At 61.0% G+C, this 20,817-nt stretch carries 21 protein-coding genes; 8 read left to right on the forward strand and 13 right to left on the reverse strand.

What is annotated here, in order from left to right; genetic code table 11:
• Positions 1 to 133: 133 nt before the first annotated feature.
• From cysG to cysC, 5 genes are all read left to right on the forward strand, one after another.
• Positions 134 to 1,558: a siroheme synthase CysG gene (cysG, locus tag I6L45_RS10010; protein WP_216984108.1), complete on the forward strand. Its 1,425-nt coding sequence runs from the start codon at positions 134 to 136 to the stop codon at positions 1,556 to 1,558.
• Between the two features lie 103 nt (positions 1,559 to 1,661).
• Positions 1,662 to 2,570, forward strand: a complete 909-nt coding sequence (cysD, locus tag I6L45_RS10015) for a sulfate adenylyltransferase subunit CysD (RefSeq protein WP_210547833.1) — start codon at positions 1,662 to 1,664, stop codon at positions 2,568 to 2,570.
• A 24-nt stretch (positions 2,571 to 2,594) separates the two neighbouring features.
• On the forward strand, positions 2,595 to 4,022 hold the full coding sequence (gene cysN / locus I6L45_RS10020; RefSeq protein WP_134694687.1) for a sulfate adenylyltransferase subunit CysN: 1,428 nt from the start codon (positions 2,595 to 2,597) through the stop codon (positions 4,020 to 4,022).
• Between the two features lie 4 nt (positions 4,023 to 4,026).
• The gene (locus I6L45_RS10025) at positions 4,027 to 5,751 is read left to right on the forward strand and encodes an SLC13 family permease (RefSeq protein WP_210547831.1); all 1,725 of its coding nucleotides are present in this window, start codon (positions 4,027 to 4,029) and stop codon (positions 5,749 to 5,751) included.
• Between the two features lie 101 nt (positions 5,752 to 5,852).
• Positions 5,853 to 6,446 carry an adenylyl-sulfate kinase gene (gene cysC, locus I6L45_RS10030; RefSeq protein ID WP_216984109.1) on the forward strand — a complete coding sequence of 198 codons (594 nt, stop codon included), beginning with the start codon at positions 5,853 to 5,855 and terminating at the stop codon, positions 6,444 to 6,446.
• A 288-nt stretch (positions 6,447 to 6,734) separates the two neighbouring features.
• On the opposite strand, the gene I6L45_RS10035 is transcribed toward cysC, so the two are convergent.
• From I6L45_RS10035 to I6L45_RS10090, 12 genes are all read right to left on the reverse strand, one after another.
• Positions 6,735 to 7,346 carry a hypothetical protein gene (locus I6L45_RS10035; RefSeq protein ID WP_157005398.1) on the reverse strand — a complete coding sequence of 204 codons (612 nt, stop codon included), beginning with the start codon at positions 7,344 to 7,346 and terminating at the stop codon, positions 6,735 to 6,737.
• Positions 7,347 to 7,465: 119 nt separating this feature from the next.
• Entirely contained in the window at positions 7,466 to 8,038 is a 573-nt protein-coding gene (locus I6L45_RS10040; RefSeq protein ID WP_134694691.1) for a YkgJ family cysteine cluster protein, read from the reverse strand.
• A 74-nt stretch (positions 8,039 to 8,112) separates the two neighbouring features.
• Complete coding sequence (locus tag I6L45_RS10045; protein WP_216984110.1) at positions 8,113 to 8,790, reverse strand: hypothetical protein; 678 nt, start codon at positions 8,788 to 8,790, stop codon at positions 8,113 to 8,115.
• A gap of 637 nt (positions 8,791 to 9,427) precedes the next feature.
• Positions 9,428 to 11,068 (reverse strand): PAS domain-containing methyl-accepting chemotaxis protein, encoded by a 1,641-nt coding sequence (locus I6L45_RS10050; RefSeq protein ID WP_216984111.1) that lies wholly within the window; start codon positions 11,066 to 11,068, stop codon positions 9,428 to 9,430.
• Positions 11,069 to 11,304: 236 nt separating this feature from the next.
• The gene (locus I6L45_RS10055; protein ID WP_216984112.1) at positions 11,305 to 12,147 is read right to left on the reverse strand and encodes a TIGR03899 family protein; all 843 of its coding nucleotides are present in this window, start codon (positions 12,145 to 12,147) and stop codon (positions 11,305 to 11,307) included.
• A gap of 120 nt (positions 12,148 to 12,267) precedes the next feature.
• The gene (locus I6L45_RS10060; protein ID WP_216984113.1) at positions 12,268 to 12,741 is read right to left on the reverse strand and encodes a DUF3299 domain-containing protein; all 474 of its coding nucleotides are present in this window, start codon (positions 12,739 to 12,741) and stop codon (positions 12,268 to 12,270) included.
• A gap of 210 nt (positions 12,742 to 12,951) precedes the next feature.
• The gene (locus I6L45_RS10065) at positions 12,952 to 14,199 is read right to left on the reverse strand and encodes an ABC transporter permease (RefSeq protein ID WP_216984114.1); all 1,248 of its coding nucleotides are present in this window, start codon (positions 14,197 to 14,199) and stop codon (positions 12,952 to 12,954) included.
• A 55-nt stretch (positions 14,200 to 14,254) separates the two neighbouring features.
• A complete protein-coding gene (locus I6L45_RS10070; RefSeq protein ID WP_216984115.1) occupies positions 14,255 to 14,941 on the reverse strand; it encodes an ABC transporter ATP-binding protein in 687 nt (228 codons plus the stop codon).
• A 4-nt stretch (positions 14,942 to 14,945) separates the two neighbouring features.
• A complete protein-coding gene (locus I6L45_RS10075; RefSeq protein WP_216984116.1) occupies positions 14,946 to 15,548 on the reverse strand; it encodes a DUF2796 domain-containing protein in 603 nt (200 codons plus the stop codon).
• A 34-nt stretch (positions 15,549 to 15,582) separates the two neighbouring features.
• Positions 15,583 to 15,873, reverse strand: coding sequence for a hypothetical protein (locus I6L45_RS10080; protein ID WP_216984117.1), 291 nt, complete (start codon positions 15,871 to 15,873; stop codon positions 15,583 to 15,585).
• Positions 15,874 to 15,917: 44 nt separating this feature from the next.
• The gene (locus tag I6L45_RS10085) at positions 15,918 to 16,460 is read right to left on the reverse strand and encodes a YtfJ family protein (RefSeq protein WP_043764188.1); all 543 of its coding nucleotides are present in this window, start codon (positions 16,458 to 16,460) and stop codon (positions 15,918 to 15,920) included.
• Between the two features lie 204 nt (positions 16,461 to 16,664).
• Positions 16,665 to 17,543 (reverse strand): hypothetical protein, encoded by an 879-nt coding sequence (locus tag I6L45_RS10090; RefSeq protein ID WP_210547820.1) that lies wholly within the window; start codon positions 17,541 to 17,543, stop codon positions 16,665 to 16,667.
• 124 nt (positions 17,544 to 17,667) lie between these two features.
• Here I6L45_RS10090 and I6L45_RS10095 point away from each other — a divergent pair, with 124 nt between their 5' ends.
• Positions 17,668 to 18,018: a hypothetical protein gene (locus tag I6L45_RS10095; RefSeq protein WP_210547819.1), complete on the forward strand. Its 351-nt coding sequence runs from the start codon at positions 17,668 to 17,670 to the stop codon at positions 18,016 to 18,018.
• 25 nt (positions 18,019 to 18,043) lie between these two features.
• Here I6L45_RS10095 and ppa read toward each other — a convergent pair whose 3' ends face one another.
• The gene (gene ppa, locus I6L45_RS10100) at positions 18,044 to 18,574 is read right to left on the reverse strand and encodes an inorganic diphosphatase (RefSeq protein ID WP_005335667.1); all 531 of its coding nucleotides are present in this window, start codon (positions 18,572 to 18,574) and stop codon (positions 18,044 to 18,046) included.
• Between the two features lie 234 nt (positions 18,575 to 18,808).
• Between ppa and mpl the strand changes: the two genes are divergently transcribed.
• Both mpl and I6L45_RS10110 read left to right on the forward strand, forming a co-directional pair.
• Positions 18,809 to 20,176, forward strand: a complete 1,368-nt coding sequence (gene mpl / locus I6L45_RS10105; protein WP_216984118.1) for a UDP-N-acetylmuramate:L-alanyl-gamma-D-glutamyl-meso-diaminopimelate ligase — start codon at positions 18,809 to 18,811, stop codon at positions 20,174 to 20,176.
• Entirely contained in the window at positions 20,176 to 20,787 is a 612-nt protein-coding gene (locus tag I6L45_RS10110; RefSeq protein ID WP_043764215.1) for a flavin prenyltransferase UbiX, read from the forward strand. Before mpl ends, I6L45_RS10110 begins: the two co-directional genes overlap by 1 nt.
• Positions 20,788 to 20,817: the final 30 nt, after the last annotated feature.

The following is a 20,817-nucleotide window of genomic DNA, read 5'->3' on the forward strand; positions in this document are numbered from 1 at the left end:
TTCATATCCCTTTGCCGCAATACGGTTTTACTAATTACCAAAACGCATTAAAGAGCATTTTTTATTATTTTGAGGGATAAGCGCTCCTGCCTATAGTCGCCCCAGATGTCGCGATGCCGAGGAGTGGGCCCTGATGGATTATTTACCTATGTTTGCCAGGTTGGAAGGCCGCCCGGTACTGCTGGTGGGCGGGGGCGAGGTTGCCCTGCGCAAGGCGCGCCTGCTGCTGGCGGCAGGTGCCCGCCTGACCCTGGTCTCTCCCGCGCTCGACCCCGGTTTCCACGAATTTGCCGGTCGCTTCACCCATCTGGCCGAGCGCTTCGAGCCTGCCCATCTGGCGGGCCAGATCCTGGTGGTGGCGGCGACCGACGATCTCGCGGTCAACGCCCTGGTCTATCAGAGCGCCACCGAGCGCGGCCTCTTCGTGAACCTGGTGGATGACCCCGAGCGCTCCAGCTTTATCTTCCCCTCCATCATCGATCGCAGCCCCATCGTCGTGGCCGTCTCCAGCGGTGGCAAGGCCCCCGTGCTGGTGCGCCTGCTGCGCGAGCGGCTCGAGAGCCTGCTGCCCCGCCACCTCGGCGGTCTGGCCGAGCTCTCCGGTCGGGTGCGCAGCCGGGCCAAGCAGGTGCTGGCCTCCCTCTCCGATCGCCGCCGTTTCTGGGAGCGGGCGTTTGCCTCCAACACCCTGGCCGGTCTGATTGAGAAAGAAGATTGGCAAGGGGCCGAGAGCTGGCTGAACGAGGGACTGGACAAGGCCCGGACCGAGGTGGGGGAAGTGGTACTGGTGGGGGCGGGCCCCGGCGATCCGGGCCTGCTGACCCTCAAGGCGCTGCAACAGATCCAACAGGCCGAGGTGGTGCTCTATGACCAGCTGGTCTCCGCCGAGATCCTGGACCTGGTGCGCCGCGATGCGACCCTGGTGTCGGTCGGCAAGAAGGCGGGGGCCCACAGCGTGCCCCAGGAAGAGACCAACCGCCTGCTGGTGGAATACGCCAGGGCGGGCAACCGGGTGGTGCGGCTCAAGGGGGGGGATCCCTTCATGTTCGGCCGTGGCGGCGAGGAGCTGGAAGTGCTGGCAGACGAAGGCATCCCCTTCTCCGTGGTGCCCGGCATCACGGCGGCCGCCGGTGCCACCGCCTATGCGGGCATTCCGCTCACCCACCGCGACCATGCCCAGAGCGCCGTCTTCATCACCGGTCACTGCCAGAAGGAGGGCAAGGAGCCGGACTGGCAGCAGCTCGCCGCCACCAGCCAGACCCTGGTTATCTACATGGGGCTGATGCGCTCCGAGCATATCCAGCAGCAGCTGGTGAACCATGGCCGAAGCGCCGCCACCCTCATCGCCATCATAGAGCGGGGCACCACGGCCCGTCAGCGCGTGCTGACCGGCACCCTGGCGGATCTGGCCGAACTGGCCGCCCAGGCGGTGAGCCCCTCCCTTATCGTTATCGGCGAGGTGGTTTCCCTGCGCAAACAGCTGGCCTGGTTTGGCGAGGCGGCAGAAGGGCAGGGGGCCGAGAGCGGCCACGAGCTCAAGCTGGTGAGCCTGGCCTGAGGCCGAGACACGAATCGATTTGACGGTGCGGCCAAGGCGGCACCGAACTGAACCAACACCGCGCCCCGAGCAGGTGCGATAGCAATGAACCGAGGACCCAGACATGGACCGTGAAAGATTGACCCATCTGCAGCAACTGGAAGCCGAGAGCATCCACATCATCCGCGAGGTGGCTGCCGAATTTGAAAACCCGGTGATGATGTACTCCATCGGCAAGGACTCCTCCGTCATGCTGCACCTGGCCCGCAAGGCCTTCTATCCGGGCAAGATCCCCTTCCCCCTGCTCCATGTGGACACCAACTGGAAGTTCAAGGAGATGATCAAGTTCCGCGACGAGACCGCCAGGAAGTACGGACTGGATCTCATCGTTCACAAGAACCCGGACGGGCTCGCCATGGACATCAACCCCTTCGTGCACGGCAGCAGCAAGCACACCGACATCATGAAGACCGAGGGGCTCAAGCAGGCGCTGAACAAATACGGCTTCGATGCCGCCTTCGGCGGTGCCCGCCGCGACGAGGAGAAGTCCCGGGCCAAGGAGCGGGTCTACTCCTTCCGCGACAAGTCCCACCGCTGGGATCCCAAGAACCAGCGCCCCGAGCTGTGGCGCGTCTACAACAGCCAGGTCAACAAGGGTGAGAGCATCCGGGTCTTCCCGCTCTCCAACTGGACCGAGCTGGACATCTGGCAATACATCTATCTCGAGAACATCGACATAGTGCCGCTCTATTTCGCGGCCATGCGCCCCGTGGTGGAGCGCGGCGGCATCAAGATCATGGTGGATGACGATCGCATGCCCATCGGCCCGGACGACGAAGTGAAACAGGAGCTGGTGCGCTTCCGTACCCTCGGCTGCTACCCGCTGACCGGGGCCATCGAGTCCAATGCCACCACCTTGCCGGAGATCATCGAAGAGATGCTGCTGACTACCTCGAGCGAGCGGCAAGGGCGGCTCATCGACCACGATCAGGCCGGCTCCATGGAGCAGAAGAAGCGTCAGGGCTATTTCTAAAAAAATGTTCTAAGGAATCGCATCATGAACAACCATATTCAGACCGCCATCAGCGAACAGGGCATCGAAGCCTACCTGCACGCCCAGCAACACAAGAGCCTGCTGCGCTTTCTCACCTGCGGCAGCGTGGACGACGGCAAAAGCACCCTCATCGGTCGCCTGCTGCACGACTCCCAGCAGATCTATGAAGATCAGTTGAAGGCGCTGGAGTCCGACAGCCAGAAGCTCGGCACCACCGGCGAGAAGCTGGACCTGGCATTGCTGGTAGACGGCCTGCAGGCGGAGCGCGAGCAGGGCATCACCATCGACGTGGCCTACCGCTACTTCTCCACCGCCAAGCGCAAGTTCATCATCTCGGACACCCCGGGCCACGAGCAGTACACCCGCAACATGGCCACCGGTGCCTCCACCTGCGATCTCGCCATCATCCTGATCGACGCCCGCAAGGGGGTGCTGGATCAGACCCGTCGCCACAGCTTTATCGCCAGTTTGTTGGGGATAAAACAGTTTGTGGTGGCGGTGAACAAGATGGACCTGGTGGGGTTCAGCCAGGAGGTGTTCGAGCGCATCAGCGCCGAGTATCGCGAGTTCGCCAAGAAGCTCAGCGTCGACACCATCCACATCGTGCCGGTCTCGGCGCTGGACGGTGACAACGTGGTGAACCAAAGCGACAAGCTGGCCTGGTACGAGGGGGAGACCCTGCTCTCCCTGCTGGAGTCTGCCGAGGTGGAGCGCGAGCTGGAGCGCCATCCGGTGCGCCTGCCGGTGCAGTACGTGAATCGCCCGAATCTGGACTTCCGCGGCTTTGCGGGCACGCTCGCCTCCGGCATCCTGCGGGTTGGCGACCGCCTGGCGGTGCTGCCCTCCGGCAAGGAGAGCACGGTGACCCGCATCGTCACCTTCGACGGGGATCTGGAATACGCCCTGCCGGGTCAGGCCATCACGGTCACCTTCGCGGACGAAATTGACATCAGCCGGGGCGACCTGCTGGTGGACGCAGCGAAAAAGCCCCAGGTGACCCAGAACGTGCTGGCTCACATCGTCTGGATGGGGGAGGAGTCCCTGCAACCGGGTCGGGTCTATGACGTCAAGCTGGCCACCAAGAAGAGCCGTGGCCAGGTGGAGGCCATCCGCCACCGTATCGAGATCAACAAGCTCGACGAGCTGCCGGCCTCCGAGCTCAAGCTCAACGAGATCGGCCTGTGCGAATTCAGCCTGACCGACCCGGTGGCGTTCGACCCCTACCAGGAGATCCGCGATACCGGCAGCTTCATCCTGATCGACCGGCTGACCAACGTCACCGTGGGCGCGGGCATGATAGTGGAAGGGCTGGCGGCCAAGGCCGTGGCAGGGCAATACAGCGAGTTCGAAATCGAGCTCAACGCCCTGGTGCGCAAGCACTTCCCCCACTGGCAGGCGCTGACCATCAGCAACGACGCAAGCAAGGAATAAGCCCATGACCTGGCAACAATCCCTGGTGCTGGGTCTGCTGGCTGCCCTCGTCGCCCTGCTGATCCAGGGCCGACTCCGCCCGGCGCTGCTCTTTTCGGGCGCCGTGCTCATCACCTACCTGAGCGGCCTGGCGGACATCAACGCCGTGGTGGCGGGCTACACCAACAGTGCCCTGCTGACCCTGGTGTTGCTCCTGCTGGTGTCGCTCGCGGTGGAGAAGACCCGGGTCATGAGCTGGTTCGCCAACCTGGTGGGCACCGGCTCCTTCAACAAGGTGCTGGTGAAGGTGTGGTTCTCCACCGCCTTCCTGTCGGCCTTCGTCAACAACACCGCCGTGGTGGCTTCCATGCTGGGGGCGGTCAAACGCAACCCCAACCATGCGCCCTCCCGGCTGCTCTTGCCCATGTGCTTCGCGGCGACCTTTGGCGGCGTGCTGACCCTGATCGGCACCTCCACCAACCTTATCGTCAACAGCTTCCTCATCAAGATGGGGGCCAAGCCGCTCGGCATGTTCGACTTCTTCATGGTGGGGGCGGGGACTTTGCTGACCGGCCTGGTCGCCGTGCTGCTGTTTGCCCGCCACCTGCCGGAGCAGGACACCGAGATGAGCCGGGAATCCGGCTACTTTCTCGAGGCCAAGGTGGGCCCCGGCTCCCCCATGGCCGGGCGCAGCGTCAAGGAGAACGGCCTGCGCAGCCTGAAGAGCCTCTATCTGGCAGAGATCATCCGGGGCGATCAGGTGATCTGCCCGGTGCAGCCGGAGCACGAGTTGCACGAGGGGGACATGCTGCTGTTTTGCGGCGATGTGGAGAGCGTCGGCGTGCTGCAGGAGCTCAAGGGGCTGGATCTCTACGGCCAGCACCGCCTCAACGGCCAGCACCTGGTGGAGGTGATCGTCAGCCACAGCTCGCGCCTGGTGGGTCAGACCATCAAGGACGCCGAGTTTCGTACCCACTTCGATGCGGTGGTGCTGGCGGTGCGCCGGGGCGAGACCCAGCTCACCGGCGGCCTCGGCCAGATTGAACTGCACGCAGGGGACACCTTGCTGCTGGCCCCCGGCCCCAAGTTTGCGGGCAACAAGTCCCTCTCCCGGGAGTTCGTGGTGGTGAGCGGGCTGGAGGCCTCGACACGGCTCGATGGCAAGCGCAGCGCCGCCGTGGTGCTGGGTTTCCTCGGGGTGCTGGCGCTGTCGGTATTCGAGCTGGTGCCGCTCTTCAAGGGGCTGCTGGTGATGCTGGTGGTGCTGTTGTTTACCCGCATCCTGACCCTGGACGAGATCCGCCGCCGCTTTCCGCTGGATATCTGGCTGGTGGTGGGCGGGGCGCTGGCCATCGCCGATCAGCTGGAGCAGAGCGGCCTGGCCAAGCTCATCGCCGACTGGCTGATGGGGGAGTTCAACGGCGCCAGCCCCTTCGTCGCCTTTATCGGCATCTACCTGTTCACCCTGGTGTTGACGGAGCTGATGAGCAACAACGCCGCGGCGGCCCTGGCCTTCCCCATGGGATACCAGCTGGCGCTCAGCATGGACGTCTCTACCATGCCGTTCATTCTGGCGGTGCTGTTCGGGGCGAGTTCCAGTTTTATTTTGCCCTACGGCTACCAGACCAATCTGATGGTCTATGCGGCGGGCAACTACAAGATGCCGGACTACCTCAAGCTGGCCCTGCCGGTCTCCCTGGCGTACAGCATCGGGGTGATCGTCATGGTGCCCCTGCTGTTTCCGTTTTAAGGGCTGATATCGGGGCCGTGTTAAGGTCGCTAAGGCCGCTTATGTTAAGGCAGAAAGCCAAGGCGCTGGCGTAAAGGCGTGAGCGTCACAAGGAGTGTTAAATGAGCAATATCGTGTGGCACGACCATGCCGTGGTCAAAGAGCGTAGGGCCGAACTGAAAGGGCAAAAGCCCCTGGTGATCTGGTTCACCGGGCTCTCGGGGGCGGGCAAGTCCACCCTGGCGGGGGCGCTGGAGCAGGCGCTGGCTGCTGCGGGCAAGCACACCTATCTGCTGGATGGGGACAATGTGCGCCACGGCCTGTGCGGGGATCTCGGCTTCGATGACGCCGCCCGTCAGGAGAACATCCGCCGGGTTGGCGAGGTGGCGAAACTGATGGTGGATGCGGGACTTATCGTCCTCACCGCCTTTATCTCGCCGTTCCGTGCCGAGCGGGAGCTGGTGCGCAATCTCGTGGGTGAAGGGGAGTTCGTCGAGGTATTTGTGGATGCGCCGCTCGCCGTCTGTGAAGAGCGCGACCCCAAGGGGCTCTACAAGAAGGCACGGGCAGGGGAGATCACGAATTTTACCGGTATCGACTCCGCCTACGAGGCCCCCGAGCAGCCAGAAATCCATCTGCTGAACGCCGGCAAGCCGGTGGAAGCGCTGGTAGATGAGTTGCTTACTGCTCTAAGGCAGCGGGGGTTGATCGATTAAGGTAGATTGTCCGCACTGAATATTTATATCGGAGGGGGTGTTTGTCCCCTCTCTACGCTATGAGGAGCCAAGCCCATGGCATATGGATCTCATTACAATCACAGCGGGCTGTGGTGGGCTACTTATCTTTACGTGGCTAAAGAAAAGTCGCCAATCGAGCAGTACAACCCCCGTCAATCCGACCGCTGCGCGGTTTCCCTCGGCTGATTAGAGGGGGTGGCCAAAGGCTGCTCTCTAATTTAGTGAATGAACTAAAAATTCCAAGCGTTTGGAGTTACTCTTAAACTTTTATGTAACAGACATCCGCAGCAAAGACTTAATTGCCTTCAATGCTCGTGGGCCATGACTTAATAGGATTTTTGTTAATCCATGAACGCTAACGCAAGATGCTGACGCCCAATAACTATATCCTGCCTGAATACCTAAATTTGAAAAGTCTACATGTTTATCAAAGTCATACTTTGACATTGTCTCATCGAACGAGTCCAGTACAGATATCTGGATATGCTCTTTAATCTGAGAGTTTACATGCTTTGCATATCTTAACTCATGTTCGGCGATGTGGGGGAATACGTCCTCTCCAAATTCTTTAAGAAGGGTTCCGCCAATATTCGCGCCTCTCACAACACTTCTGGTCGCATAAAGTGTAGTAATGACGGCAATAATAGAGCATATAGTTTCTTTATCACGAGCAATTGATGTCTCAATTGCTAGTTGTATACTTTCTTCAGTATTTGGTTTATTGATGCAACCTAACTTTTCCTGAAGCCAATCATCAATGCTCTTGGCTTTATCCAAAATATCCGCCATTAGCTCTGGATCTTTTGCTAAATTATTTAATGCATTTTCCATAATCGATATAATAAGAATGATCAGTTCTTTTTTTGCTATAGAGTTCATCGGCTACATCCAATTGTTGTAATACATGCGTAACGGTTTGACTCACATGCTGAGGTATAAGTTTCAATTTTTAGGCTGCGTGACTGTTTAACACCAATGACTTGTTGTGTTGTAAGATGTCAAAATATTTCTCGTATATCAAAGAATATATTTTTACCCGACTCGTAAATTAAATGTTCAAAGCTTTTCTGGGTTTCAGTGAAATTTAATAGTGGCATTGTTTCTTGGTTGCAACGCTCAAGTTCGCACCAATAGGATGTTTTTGTTAACACAACATGCCTTCTACAAACAAATGGTCGCACATTGTATATGCTACAACCGTTGTCCTTTAGGAAGGGGCATGGTTTATTCTGCGTTATGTCATATGCAGAGAATGCTTTTCTCTTGATCTTTAAGGATTTCTCTATGTACTCCGCTTCTAGCTCGGAAACTGATACTGGAATATGGCAACAATGAGAGCAACCTTTTTTGCAAGGTGTGAATTTATCTACATAAGCATAAATCTCATTCATTTCTGAGAACAAGGAAGATAACTTATTTAGGTAATTAGTCTTGCTTTTTGTTATTCTAAGATATAAGCCTTCTTCTTTTTTAGACAGGGAGGAAGGGAACAGTCTAATCATTTTTTCACGATTAGAGTTCGAGAACTCAACGGCCATTTTGGGATTTTTCTCATCGAACTCATGATCCATAAAAAGCCCTAAATTGCTATAGATAAAGAACAAGTAATCTAATGCTCAAAGCAGAGGCGCGTTTACGCGTCCGACTACCTTTGCTTGTTAGTTGACGACCGCTCACGATGCGCTTGCTGCAAGTCTAGTTTCTGTTTATTTTGCAATTTCGCTAATTCTCGTGCGCGCCGATACACTGAGGCAAGTATTTTTAAAACCGCAAGTTCATTGTTTTCATTGCGAAAATAAAGTGTAGCTAGAGTTTCTTTTTTTACACCCATTAAATTAGATATTTCCACAACTGAATTATGAATAAATGTCTTTTCCTTCTCTAAAAGACTGAGTTCTTCACTTCGAAGATTAAGTCTCATTAGTTTTCTTTCGCTCATTCCTTTGTGAATAACACTGTAGGTTTTGTTTCCTGCAAGGAGAGCGGCCGAGACATACCCAACAATTTGAGCAACATCTTTCGCTACTTCTACTATCTGGGATAGCTCTATAAATCCGGGAGAAGCATACTGAATTGATTTAATACTAGGCTTGTATTCACGTGGCATTTTGGCGAATAAGTTTTGATAGAAGTTAACTGCGCTAAACCCACCACGCCAAGGATATTTCCCATAAATGTACTGAATCTCGTCATCTAGATAGTCATCAGCCACATCAAGGGAATAGAGCAAGCCGTAGAGCTGAATATAGACTCTCGTAAGAACATTCAGGTCAGTGAGTTCCCAACGTCCATCTATGTATAGCTTTATATTATCTACTTCCATGCGATTCCCTATGGCCATCTAACTCCGCTCCGTCCAGATACAGATAATAAATATAATATTAAAAATCAATGAGTTATGTTTCTGCCTCTGAAGCTTGACGCATTCGCTTGATTTCCCCTTTGAGCACAATCATTACCAGCGAAAAAAGAAACAGTGAGGGAGTGGGCCGAGGAAAGCACCGGCAAGGCTACCGCCCCTGAATCTCAGCCTCCAGCCTGCTGCGCTTTCCCTGCGGTGTAGCTCTGGTCTGGCTCATGGCTGACTCCGACGAGAGGGTTTCCAAACGATAATGTTACCGAACGGGGCCGGGTAGGGAAGGGGAAATTGGTCGTTTCTCGGGCAAGATCAATAAATTGAGTGACATGGTGGGGTGATGGGGCGTCCCCGCGCCCAGGGTGCATGGGAATGGGGCGGTTGCTATCTGGAGTGAGAATCCTGGAGTGAGAATCTGGTCGGGCATTGATGGGGGGCCGACGTGCTCGGTGATGCGCCCCTCGACCCTGCGAGGGCGCTATGCCATGGCCGGTACGCCAGGGCGCTGGGACAAGGGCTGCTGTCGGCGCTATCAGGGGGACTTTCGCGCAAGGGGCCCGGTATCGGTCATGATGCCGGGCCCCTTCGTCTTCTCGGGAGCGGGTCAGCGGGCGGCGAGGGCCGCGGGGGCTTTCAGGGTCAGCTCGGGGCCGCCGGCAGGGGAGGGCGGGGCCGGGTGTGGCTGGAACTGGCGCACCAGCCGCTCCAGCTCGCCGAGTTGGCGCACCAGCTGGACTATGCCCTGCACGGCGTGACGGCTGCCCTGGCTGGAGTCGTCCGCCAGGGTCTTGATGCTGAGCACGCTGCGGTCTATGTCGGCCGTGACCTGGGATTGCTCCTGCACCGCCTGGGCGATCTGGTTGCTGCCGGCGGCCACCTGCAGCAGGCGATCGCTGATCTGTTGCAGCACGTCGCCGGTGGCGGCGGCCTTGAGGCGGCAGCTGGCGGAGAGCTTCTCCCCTTGCGCCATGGCCTGCTCCGCATCCCCGGCACTGGCCTGCAAGAGGCTTATCATCTTCTGGATCTCGCCGGTGGAGGACTGGGTCTTGATGGCCAGGGAACGGATCTCGTCCGCCACCACCGAGAAGCCGCGGCCCGCCTCGCCGGCCCGGGCCGCCTCGATGGCGGCGTTGAGGGCCAGCAGGTTGGTCTGGTTGGCGATGTTGTTGATGACGTCCAGGATGCCGTCGATGGCCCGGCACTGGCCGGCCAGGGCCTCGATCACGGCGCGGGAGGTGATGAGCTCGCCGTGCATCCCCTCCACCTCTTCGATGGTGGCCTGCACGCTGCGATTGCCCTCCCGGAACAGGTCGGCGGTCTCGTCCAGCCGGTCGGAGGCGGCGGTCGAGCTGTGGGAGACCTCGCGGATGGACTCCGCCATCTGGGTGATGGCGGTCGCCACCTGGCTGGTCTGGGCCTGCTGTTGCTGCAGGTTGCCAGTGATGGTCTCGGCGTTGTGCAGATCCGTCTGGGCGGAAGTCAGGATCTGCTGGCAGGTCTGCTGGGTGCGGGCCAGCACCGCATTGAACTCCGCCTGGTTCATCTTCATGGCGAGCTCGACGGCGGCCAGGCGATCGACCCGGCCGGTGTAGAGCAGCTGCATCAAGGGATTGTCGAAGCGGCTGCGGGCCAGGTTGTCGAGTCGCGCGAGGCGGCGGGAGAGGACCTGGTTGATGACGAGCGCCAGCACCAGGGGCAGAGCGCCGAGGCCAAGGGGCCAACCGATGCCCTGTTGGTAGCCGAAGGCAAGCAGGGCTGCGAGGCCCAACAGCAGGCAGAGGAGGATCCCCAGGGTGTGGGAGAAAGGGGGCAGGCGCAGGGGCAGGGGGGTCTTGCCCTCGCGCAGGGCGGCGTAGACGCGTTCTGCCCGCTGCTTGACCCCCTCGTCCGGCGCCGTGCGCACGGACTGGTACTCCACCACCTTGCCGCTCGCGTCCTGAATGGGGGTCACGAAGGCATTGACCCAGTAGTGATCCCCGTTCTTGCAGCGGTTCTTGACCGGGCCCATCCAGCTCTTCCTCTGCCGCAGGTGGGCCCACATGTCGGCGAAGGCCTGGGGCGGCATGTCGGGGTGGCGTACCAGGTTGTGCGGCGCGCCCTGCAGCTCCGCCAGGGTGAAGCCGGCTATCTGGCAGAACTCGTCGTTGGCATAGGTGATGCGACTATCCAGATCCGTGGTGGAGATGAGGTTCTGGTGCTCGGGGTAGAGGCGCTCACGCTGGGTAACGGGTTGGTTGATTCTCATGGCAGTGTCCGACTGTGACGAGGTGATGAGTCCCGTTGCAAGTCGTGCACCAGAGTGGTCGAAAACGCTCAAAAGGCGCTCAAGGCGAATAATGTTCGACCAAGGTCCGTAAAGAGCCAAAAGGGGCGGCAGGGTCTCGGTAGCGGGTTGAATCGATTCGCTTTTTGAGAGCCATTTTGGCAACGGCGGGGGCGGTTTCGCAATTTGGCAAGGGGCCGCCCGGGGTACCGAAGAGATCAGGCGGGCGTGTCGGCCGTGCTCGCGGGGATCTGGGTCTCGATCTGGAGGTGGGTGGAGAGCAGGGTCTTGAGATCCTGCAGGTACTCTTCGAGAGGCGGCTCCTCCAGCAAGAGGGCGAGCTCGTTGCCGATGGGGGTGAGCCGGTAGTAGAGCAGGGTGAGGTTGCTCTGGCGCAGGCGCAGGCGCCAGCGCTGGTTGCCGAAGGCCAGTTCGACGCCCTCGGCGGGCAGGGGACCGGATTCGAGTTCGCCACGGTGCAGCAGGCCGAGATCGCACAGCAGCAGCAGGGCGCTGTAGGGCACCCGGTATTTGCCGAGCCCCATGCGGGTGACCTTGGCGCGGCTCAGCAGCCCCGCCCCCTTGTGCATGCCGAGCAGCAGGCGCTGCTCGTCGCTCCCCTCGTAGTGGCAGGAGAGGGCGCAGATCCGCTGGAACAGCTGGGCCTCCCGCTGGGTCATCTCCTTGAGGGTATTGAGGGCCCGGATGGAGAAGCGACCCGGGGTCGCCACCTCCAGGGCGAAGATCCGCCCCCACAGCTGCTGCATGGGCACCATGCTGATGTCTTCCGCCAGTTGCAGGAAGCGGGTCAGCCAGTCGCCGTCCATCTCGCCGCCGGCGGCCGTCTCTGCGCAGTGGCGGGTGGCCATCACCATGATGGCTTCCAGGTTGCGCTGGCGGGCGGCCTGTTCCGCCAGCTGGCGAAACTGGGCGCGCTGCTCGAAGGTGCTGTCGCTGTTGCGGGTGAGCATGCCATCGATGCCACGGCTGCGGGCCAGGCGCAGGGTCTGCTCCTGGCTGCTCAGGATGGAACTCTCTTTCTTGGGGGGCAGGTCAGCCATGCTGGCTCCGTGATCGCGGGGTCCGGTAGTGAATGTTACTCCAACCGTGCGCCCGGACAATCCCCTTGGCGGGGTGACCACGGCAAAGAAAATGGCCTCCTGCAGGAGGCCATCAGGGGCTTACTCTTCGTAGACGCTGACGTCGACCGCTTCCATGGAGTAGGAGGCGGTGGCCATCTCGTGGCTGGAGCTGACCGTGCGCATCTTGCCCTTGACCCAGATGGCGTCCCAGAGGTCATCCACCGGCGCTCCCTTGGGGTAGCTCACGTAGATCACCTGGTTGGTGGGGGGCGGCGGCACGTGGATGCAGGCGCCGAAGTAGGGCACCAGCAGGAAGGCGGTGACCGTCTTGGCATCCCCTTCCAGGGGCACCACGAAGCCGGGGATGCGCACCTCCTGCTGGTCGAGCTTCTTGTTGACGCCTCCCACGGGCTGGGGCACCGAGGCCAGGTTGCCGTCATGGCTCACCTGGGGCGGGGGCAGCAGTTTTTCCCCTTCCGGGATGAGCACATCCCAGTCGATGGTCTTGTAATCGGCTGCCATGGCGGGCAGTACCAGCAGGCTGGCCAGCAGCGCCACTATGTTCCACTTCATTTTTCTGTCCTTCTTTCTCTTGTCGGGTGCGTCCAGGGTCAGACGCGGATGCGCATGCCATCGCGCGGGCGGTATCGCAGAGTGGACGCGGGCGGGGGGGCTGCCCTCGTCCATCGTGTCATCGTCATATCCGGATGCTCATGCCATCGCGCGGGCTGTATTGCAGAGTGGACGCGGGCGGCAGTGCAGCCCCCGTTCATCGTGTCATCGTCATATCCGGATGCTCATGCCATCGCTCAGGCTGTAGCGGTAGGCGCGGGCGGCGGGGAGCAGGCCGATGACCATGCCCGCCAGCCAGACCAGCCCCAGCAGCTGCCATTCGTAGGCGCTCGGCAACCCCAGGCTCAGTTGCAGGCCATAGTGGCTGAGCAGCCAGGGGGTGGCAAGCCCCTGGCCGAGATAGAGCGCGGCTACCCCGAGGGCGATGCCTGCGGCGGTGAGGGCCATGGCTTCCAGCGCCAGCAGCAGGAAGAGGTGGCCGGGGCCAGCCCCCAGGGAACGCAGGATGGCGAGCTCGCGGCGCCGCTCGTTGAGGCCGGCGAGCAGGGTGGTCAACATGCCGATGAGCCCCGCCACCACCACAAAGCCCGCGATGACCGAGAGCGCGGTCTCCGCCACGCTCATCAGCCCCCAGAGCTCCTGCAGGGCGGCCCCCGGCAAAATCGCCATCAGGGGCTCCTGCGGGTAGGTGTTGATGCCGCGTTGCAGCTGGAACGCCAATATCCGGTTGCTGAGGCCCACCATAAAGGCGGTGATGGTCTTGGGGGTCAGATCCTGCGCCAGCGCCTGCTCGGGGGTGACGTTCTTGCTGTGGCGGCCGGTGTCCCAGCCCAGATGGATCGCCTCTATCCCCGCCAGCGGCACATGGATGGTGCGATCGATGGGAGTGCCGGTCGGCGCCAGTATCCCCACCACCTTGAACGGCAGGTTGTCGTGCTGGCTGAACGAGGTGCTGCCGGCGCCGTGGGCGATGACGATGGCTTGATCCAGCTTGTAGCCGAGCTTTTCGGCCACCTGGGCACCGAGCACCGCCTCGAACGGCGTCTCGAACGGCCGCCCCTCGCGCAGCTGCAGGGACTGCTGCTGGCCGTACTTCAGGTGGGTGAAGTAGTCCCCGTTGGTGCCGAGCACCCGGAACCCCTTGTGGGAGTCGCCAAGGGAGAGGGGAATGGTCCAGGCGATGCCGGGCCTGGCCTTGATGGCCTGATAGGCCTCCCACCCCACGTTGTTGGTGGGGTTGCCGATGCGAAACACCGAGTAGAGCAGCAGGTTCACCTGGCCGGAGCGGGCGCCGACGATGAGATCGGTCCCCGATACCGTATTGGCGAAGCTGTCGCGCGCCTGGCTGCGCACCCGCTCCACCCCGAGCAGCAGGGTGACGCTGATGGCGACCGCCAGCAGGGTGAGCCCGGCGGTGAGGCGGCGGGCCCAGAGGCTCTTGAGGGCGAGGGTCAGCATAGGCACCTCCGCGGCGAGGCGTGGCGGGGGAAGGCGGACAAACAGGTGCGGGTCATCATGCGGCCCTCCGGTTGAGCTGTTGCAGGTTCTCCACCCGGGGGAAGAGCGGCTCCAGATAGGGGTCGTGGCTCACGAAGATCAGGGTCGAGCCCTGCCGGTCGCACTCCTCGAACAACAGCTTGATGAAGGCGGCCCGGTTGTCGGTGTCGAGGGCCGAGGTGGGCTCGTCGGCGATCACCAGCGGCGGCGAGCCGATGAGCGCCCGGGCGGCGGCCACCCGCTGCTGCTGGCCGATGCTGAGGGCATGGACGGGGCGATGCAGCGCTTCGGCTGGTAATTGCAGTTCCCCCAGCAGGCGGCGGGCCTCCTGCTCCGGGCTCCCTTTGAGGCGAGCCCGCTTGGCGGGGGAGAAGGTGAGGGCAGCGGTCACGTTGTCCTGCACGGATAAAAACGGCAGCAGGTTGAACTGCTGGAAGATGTATCCCAGATTGGCCGCTCGGAACTGGTCGCGGGCACGGCCACAGAGCCGGGCCAGGGGCTGGCCCAGCACCTCCAGGGTGCCGTGGTCGGCGGTCTGGATCCCGGCCAGCAGGCCGAGCAGGGTGGACTTGCCACAGCCCGACGGCCCCTTGATGAAGACGCGCTCCCCCTCCTGGATACGAAGGGCGGGCAGATCGAGGACAGCCTCGTGACCCGGCCAGGCAAAGGCCAGATCGCGGATCTCAACCACGGCATTGTTCATGGCGTTACCAGCTCAGCTTGTTGGCGGACGGGGTGAGCTCGGCCGCAGTCTGGCCGGTGGGCAGTATGCCCTGCACGCTCAGCTTCTCCAGGCTCGGGTAGCGGCCAAACAGGGTGGCCTCCAGGCCGGTCAGCTTGGCCGGGGTCTCGCAGGTGTAGGTATACATGGCCCCGAGATCGGCATGACCGGCGTCATCGTGATGGTGGTCATCGTGATCGCTGGCAGCCTTGTCATGGTCATGGTCATGGTCATGGTCATGGTCATGGTCATGGTCATGGTCGTGATCTTCCTTGGGGACATTGAGCTCCTGCTGGGTCAGGGTGCAACCGGCGGCCGGGTCGAGGCGAAAGAGGGCGTCGGGCTGCTTGAGCAGGGTCATGGCCTCGGCATAGCGGGCCTTCTCCTCGTCGCTTCTGGCAGCGTGTTCGAAACCCACCAGGTCGGCGGCGGGGGCCTGCAACTCGATCATCAGCTGCTTGCCGTCGAGCACCAGATTGAGGTGGCCGTGGCCGTGTTCGTGGGCACCGTGGCCGTGACTGTCGTGTTCATCGTGGTTAGCCTGGGCGCCAAAAGCGGCGGCGGCCAGCAACAGGGTGACTGCTTTCATCGTTAATCCTTTGAAAAAATTGGAAGAAATAGATTTAACCGGAGAAGGGATGAAGCAGTGGCGGGGCACGAATGCGGCAGCGGGTCGACGGGGTGGACGCTATGGCGGGCAGACGCGCATCGGCGAGCAGGCCGGCGGTAATCTGCAAAAGCGGGGCGGGCAGGGTCGGGGTCAGCGCCAGCTTGCCATCCAGATGCAGGGCGCAGAGGATGCAGGCGTGGCTGTGACCGGGCAGGTCGGCTTCGAGCGGATGCTGTGCCAGCACCGGTTGCAACCACAACCAGCCCAGCAGCAACAACCAGATCTTCAGCTTGGTACGACCCATAGACCCCTATGAAAGGGGCGCCATCAGCGCCCCTCTTCTCTGACTCAGATGTGGGACTGAATGAGCCCCATCACCTTGGTTATCTCGGTGGCATCGAGCTGGCCATCTTTGGCAAACAGCACCTTGCCCTCTTTATCCAGCAGTATGATGGCCGAACTCTCCGGCGCGAGATCCCAGGCGTTGCGGGCCATGCCCTTGGCATCCAGCACCATGGAGGACCAGGGGAACTCCTTCTTGCTGTCCTCGGCGCTGCTCTTCACAAAGCCGGACGTGCCCCAGATGGCATCATTGCTGTTGATGATGGTCACGGTCTGGTACTTGTCGTGGGGCAGCTTGGCCGCCTTGATCGCCTCGATCATGGGGGCGTTCAGCTCCTTGGCGCTGGAGCGACCCGCGATGTGCTGGATCAGGAAGACCTTGCCGTTCAACACCTTGCTCTGCCAGGGTTGATAGCCGATCTCTTTCTCTTTGAGCACCAGCTCCCCGCTGTCGCTGATATTGACCAGCGGCACCTGGGCCGACTCCTTGAAGTTGTGAGCCATGGCCAGGGTTGGCAGCAGCGCCAGAGTAAGCACGAGATGTTTCATCCGTATGACACTCCTTTGTGATGTTATAACGATTTTTGGATCGAGGGAATGGGACCCTGGACATCCTAAACTGATCGGATCTGTTTAAAAAGTGTTAAATCCTCGAGGGTGGGGTGGTGGCTGTGCCAGTGATTTTTCCCACCCCCGAAGGAGGGCGGCAAGGATGGCACGATGCCGGTGAAAATCAAATATTGATGGCGGTGTTCAGTAGAGGGGTTCACTCACCAGGGGGATCTGGGCCATGGTCATCTGCTGGGCCAACAGGGGGGAGCCGGTCAGCAGCACGTGGCGCTGGTTGCCGATCACCAGGGTATCCCCTTGCAGGCCGCTGTCCGCCGTGATGGCGAGCCAGGCCGGCGAGACGCTGCCGATGCTGATGTTCGGGTAGATGATGCTGAGACTGTATTGTGGCGCGAGCTCGGCCAGGAGGCTGGCCATCAGCAGCGCCTTCTCGTCGCTGTCGGCCTTGTTGGCCTGCAAGGCTTGCAAGGGCGGCGCGAAGTGGTCCATCTGCTCGGGTGGGGTGGGGATGCCGCTCAGCCACTCCTGCACCAGGGCGACGCTGGTGGCGAGGTCCTTGGCCAGAAACTGCCGGGCCAGGGGTTTGAGATCCCCCTTGAACTGGTAGAACAGCTGGGAATAGTTGGGACGCACGCAGGGCAGTTTCTGATTGGCCGGGTGGATGCAGGGCTGGACGCGCATCTGGTAGAAGGCATCCTCCTGATATTGCCGGTAGGCCTGCCAGAACTGGATGGATTCGAAGCTGCTGTCGTGCAGGGTGAAGGCCTGCTCCAGGTTGCGGAACTTGGTCGCGGTCTCGGGGCTGTGCTCGTTGATCTGGTTGATGCTGTTGTAGAGGCGCGGGCTGATGTAGGAGTAGAGCGTCTCCAGCGGGAAGTTGAGGGCGGTATCGAGTTGCGTCATCTCGTGGCGGCTGGCGGAGAAGACGCGCTCATCCTTGGTCAGTTGCAGGTGCTTGCGCTGCCCGTCGGCGGATTGCCACTGCCAGCTCAGATTGATCTCGTTGGCCCCCGCAGTGGAACCGAGAAGCAGGCTCCATAGCAGCCCTAATGCCAGTTTCATGGTGTGCGTCCAGCCAGGGTCGATAATAAACAACTAGGTGAGTGACTGGCATTTGGATTGGTCTGGTGATGGGAATATTGGTAATAGTCTGATTTGGTTTTAAATTTAATTTGGGAAATAAGTCATGCGGGAAATGATCATGAAGCTGGTTCCAGTGCTTCTGCTGGTGTTGGGAACGTCGTCGGCACAGGCGGGGCAGGTCATCGTCAATCAGGGGCTCTCCAGTGCGGACACCTTCGCGCTGCGGGATAAACTGGCGCGGGAGCATGAGTGGCAGGAGTGGCTGCGCTTCCAGCAGGCCGTCAAGTGGCTGGAGGTGCTGCCGGTCAATTGCGAGGTGGTGGGGGGCGCCGGGCAGGAGTACCGCTGTGGTGACGACTATTACCGCCCCTATCGGCAAAACGGGCGCGACCTCTACATTCAGGGGGATCCTCCCGGTCCGTCCCCGCAACGACCAATAAAAAAGGCGCCCTGAGGCGCCTTTTTCACGAAGGATACGCTTATTTTGCAGCGTAACGCTCGGCAGAGGTCTTGATCTCTGCTTCGGCAGCGGCCTTGTCGCCCCAGCCTTCGACCTTGACCCACTTGCCCGCTTCCAGCTCTTTGTAGCGCTCGAAGAAGTGCTGGATCTGGGCTTTCAGCAGCTCGGGCAGATCGTTCACATCCTGGATGTGGTCGTACTGCTTGGTCAGCTTGGAGTGCGGTACGGCCACGATCTTGGCGTCTTCACCAGATTCGTCGGTCATCTTCAGCACGCCGACCGGGCGGCAGCGAATGACGGAGCCGGCCAGCAGCGGGTAGGGAGTCGGAACCAGCACGTCGACCGGATCCCCGTCCAGGGACAGGGTGGCGTTCACATAACCGTAGTTGCACGGGTAGAACATCGGGGTGGACATGAAGCGGTCAACGAAGATGGCGCCGCTGTCCTTGTCGACTTCGTATTTGATCGGGTCGGCGTTCTGCGGGATTTCGATGATGACGTAGATGTCGTCAGGCAGGCTCTTGCCGGCCGGTACCAGGTTCAGGCTCATGACGTTTCCTTTGAGTGTTGGAGTCAAGTTTGCAGGCCGACATTATAGCGATGTCCCGTGAAATGACCATATTTCGAGGGCAGGGAGCCGGGTACAGGGATGCCATCTCTCCCGGCATTGTCCGATTTCTGTCGTCTTGCCATGGCCGACTCTCCTCTCGCCATGGTCGCGGCTTGTGCCATCAGGTCAACAGATCCTAGAATGCGCACTCCCTTTACTGGAAAAGGCAGTGGTATGCACATTCACATTCTCGGGATCTGCGGCACCTTCATGGGTGGTTTGGCGGTGTTGGCAAAGCAGCTTGGCTATCGGGTCACCGGCTCGGACGCCAACGTCTACCCCCCCATGAGCACCCAGCTCGAGCAGCAGGGCATCGAACTGACCGAAGGGTATGATCCCTCCCAGCTCGACCCGGCCCCGGATCTGGTGGTCATCGGCAATGCCATGAGCCGTGGCAACCCCTGCGTGGAGTATGTGCTGGATCGCAACCTGCCCTATATCTCCGGCCCCCAGTGGCTGCTGGAGCACGTGCTGCAGGATCGCTGGGTGCTGGCCGTGGCGGGCACCCATGGCAAGACCACCACCGCCAGCATGCTGGCCTGGGTGCTGGAGTACGCCAAGCTCGAACCCGGTTTCCTCATCGGCGGCGTCCCGGGCAACTTCCCGGTCTCCGCGCGCCTGGGCTCTGCCCCCTTCTTCGTCATCGAGGCGGACGAGTACGACTGCGCCTTCTTCGACAAGCGCTCCAAGTTCGTCCACTACCATCCGCGCACCCTGGTGATGAACAACCTGGAGTTCGACCATGCGGACATCTTCCCGGATCTCGCCGCCATCCAGCGCCAGTTCCACCACCTGATGCGCACCGTGCCGAGCAACGGCCGGGTGCTGTTCCCCCAGGCAGATGACAACCTCACCGCCGTGCGGGAGATGGGCTGCTGGAGCGAGGTGGAGCTGGTGGGTCAGGACGACGCCAAGTGGAAGGCGGTCAAGCTGGCCGACGACGGCTCCGCCTTCGAGGTGTGGCTGGATGGCGAGAAGCAGGGGGAGGTGCGCTGGGAGTGCATCGGCGAGCACAACGTCAACAACGGCCTGATGGCCATCGCCGCCGCACGTCATGCGGGCGTCATGGTGGAGCACGGCATTGCGGCCCTGTGCCGGTTCAAGTCCCCCAAGCGACGGATGGAACTCAAGGGCGAGGTCGCGGGTGTCAGCGTCTATGACGACTTCGCGCACCACCCCACCGCCATCGAGACTACCCTCGGCGGCCTGCGCGCCAAGGTAGGCAAGGCCCGCATCCTGGCGGTGCTGGAGCCGCGTTCCAACACCATGAAGCTGGGGGTGCACAAGGAGGAGCTGGCGGGCTGCTTCGAGGGTGCCGACGAGGTGCTCTTCTTCCAGCCGCCCAACATCGGCTGGGATCTCGGCGAGGTGACCGCCCACATGCGCCGTCCGGCCCGGGTCTTCGACGAGCTGGATGGGCTGATTGACACCCTGGTGGCCGAGAGCCGCGCGGGGGATCATATTCTGATCATGAGCAACGGCGGCTTCGGCGGCATCCATGGCAAGCTGATCGCCCGCCTCCAGGAACGGCAAGGGGCATGATGAACAAGGCCATTACCCTGGCGCTGACCGGCGCCTCCGGCGCTCCCTATGCCCTGCGCCTGCTGGAGTGTCTGGTGCAGGCGGACTACAAGGTCTACCTGCTCGCCTCCTCCGCCGCCCGCGTGGTGCTCAAGACCGAGCAGCAGCAGGATTGGCCGGGCGGTCCCAAGGAGTTGTCTGCCTATCTCTGTCGTCAATACGGCGCCAAGGAGGGACAGATAGTGGCCTGCGGATCGGCGGAGTGGTTCTCTCCGGTCGCTTCTGGCTCGGCAGCGCCAAAACAGATGGTGGTCTGTCCCTGCTCCATGGGCACTGTCTCGGCGATCGCCAGCGGCGCCTCGGACAACCTGCTGGAGCGGGCGGCGGACGTGGTGATCAAGGAGCGCGGCCAGCTCATCCTGGTGCCCCGCGAGAGCCCCTTCTCGGCGATCCACCTGGAAAACATGCTCAAGCTCGCCCGTCTTGGAGTGACCATCATGCCTGCGGCGCCCGGCTTCTATCACGAGCCGAAGCGCATCGAGGATCTGGTGGACTTCATGGTGGCGCGGATCCTGGATCACCTCGGGATCGCCCACGAGCTGACCCACCGCTGGGGCTATGCCCAGCCCTGATAGGGCGCGAGGCGGATAAAAAGAAGCGGC

Source organism: Aeromonas sp. FDAARGOS 1415, from assembly GCF_019048365.1.
GTDB lineage: Bacteria > Pseudomonadota > Gammaproteobacteria > Enterobacterales > Aeromonadaceae > Aeromonas > Aeromonas taiwanensis.

Bases quoted from the DNA above. Each gene is read 5' to 3' on its own strand.
- cysN (WP_134694687.1), top strand. From the start codon at position 2,595: ATGAACAACCATATTCAGACCGCCATCAGCGAACAGGGCATCGAAGCC.
- ppa (WP_005335667.1), bottom strand. From the start codon at position 18,574: ATGAGCCTGAACCTGGTACCGGCCGGCAAGAGCCTGCCTGACGACATC.
- I6L45_RS10045 (WP_216984110.1), bottom strand. From the start codon at position 8,790: ATGGAAGTAGATAATATAAAGCTATACATAGATGGACGTTGGGAACTC.
- I6L45_RS10110 (WP_043764215.1), top strand. From the start codon at position 20,176: ATGAACAAGGCCATTACCCTGGCGCTGACCGGCGCCTCCGGCGCTCCC.
- I6L45_RS10035 (WP_157005398.1), bottom strand. From the start codon at position 7,346: ATGAACTCTATAGCAAAAAAAGAACTGATCATTCTTATTATATCGATT.
- cysD (WP_210547833.1), top strand. From the start codon at position 1,662: ATGGACCGTGAAAGATTGACCCATCTGCAGCAACTGGAAGCCGAGAGC.
- I6L45_RS10085 (WP_043764188.1), bottom strand. From the start codon at position 16,460: ATGAAACATCTCGTGCTTACTCTGGCGCTGCTGCCAACCCTGGCCATG.
- I6L45_RS10025 (WP_210547831.1), top strand. From the start codon at position 4,027: ATGACCTGGCAACAATCCCTGGTGCTGGGTCTGCTGGCTGCCCTCGTC.
- cysG (WP_216984108.1), top strand. From the start codon at position 134: ATGGATTATTTACCTATGTTTGCCAGGTTGGAAGGCCGCCCGGTACTG.
- I6L45_RS10075 (WP_216984116.1), bottom strand. From the start codon at position 15,548: ATGAAAGCAGTCACCCTGTTGCTGGCCGCCGCCGCTTTTGGCGCCCAG.
- I6L45_RS10055 (WP_216984112.1), bottom strand. From the start codon at position 12,147: ATGGCTGACCTGCCCCCCAAGAAAGAGAGTTCCATCCTGAGCAGCCAG.
- I6L45_RS10090 (WP_210547820.1), bottom strand. From the start codon at position 17,543: ATGAAACTGGCATTAGGGCTGCTATGGAGCCTGCTTCTCGGTTCCACT.
- cysC (WP_216984109.1), top strand. From the start codon at position 5,853: ATGAGCAATATCGTGTGGCACGACCATGCCGTGGTCAAAGAGCGTAGG.
- I6L45_RS10070 (WP_216984115.1), bottom strand. From the start codon at position 14,941: ATGAACAATGCCGTGGTTGAGATCCGCGATCTGGCCTTTGCCTGGCCG.
- I6L45_RS10080 (WP_216984117.1), bottom strand. From the start codon at position 15,873: ATGGGTCGTACCAAGCTGAAGATCTGGTTGTTGCTGCTGGGCTGGTTG.
- I6L45_RS10050 (WP_216984111.1), bottom strand. From the start codon at position 11,068: ATGAGAATCAACCAACCCGTTACCCAGCGTGAGCGCCTCTACCCCGAG.
- mpl (WP_216984118.1), top strand. From the start codon at position 18,809: ATGCACATTCACATTCTCGGGATCTGCGGCACCTTCATGGGTGGTTTG.
- I6L45_RS10040 (WP_134694691.1), bottom strand. From the start codon at position 8,038: ATGGATCATGAGTTCGATGAGAAAAATCCCAAAATGGCCGTTGAGTTC.
- I6L45_RS10065 (WP_216984114.1), bottom strand. From the start codon at position 14,199: ATGCTGACCCTCGCCCTCAAGAGCCTCTGGGCCCGCCGCCTCACCGCC.
- I6L45_RS10095 (WP_210547819.1), top strand. From the start codon at position 17,668: ATGCGGGAAATGATCATGAAGCTGGTTCCAGTGCTTCTGCTGGTGTTG.
- I6L45_RS10060 (WP_216984113.1), bottom strand. From the start codon at position 12,741: ATGAAGTGGAACATAGTGGCGCTGCTGGCCAGCCTGCTGGTACTGCCC.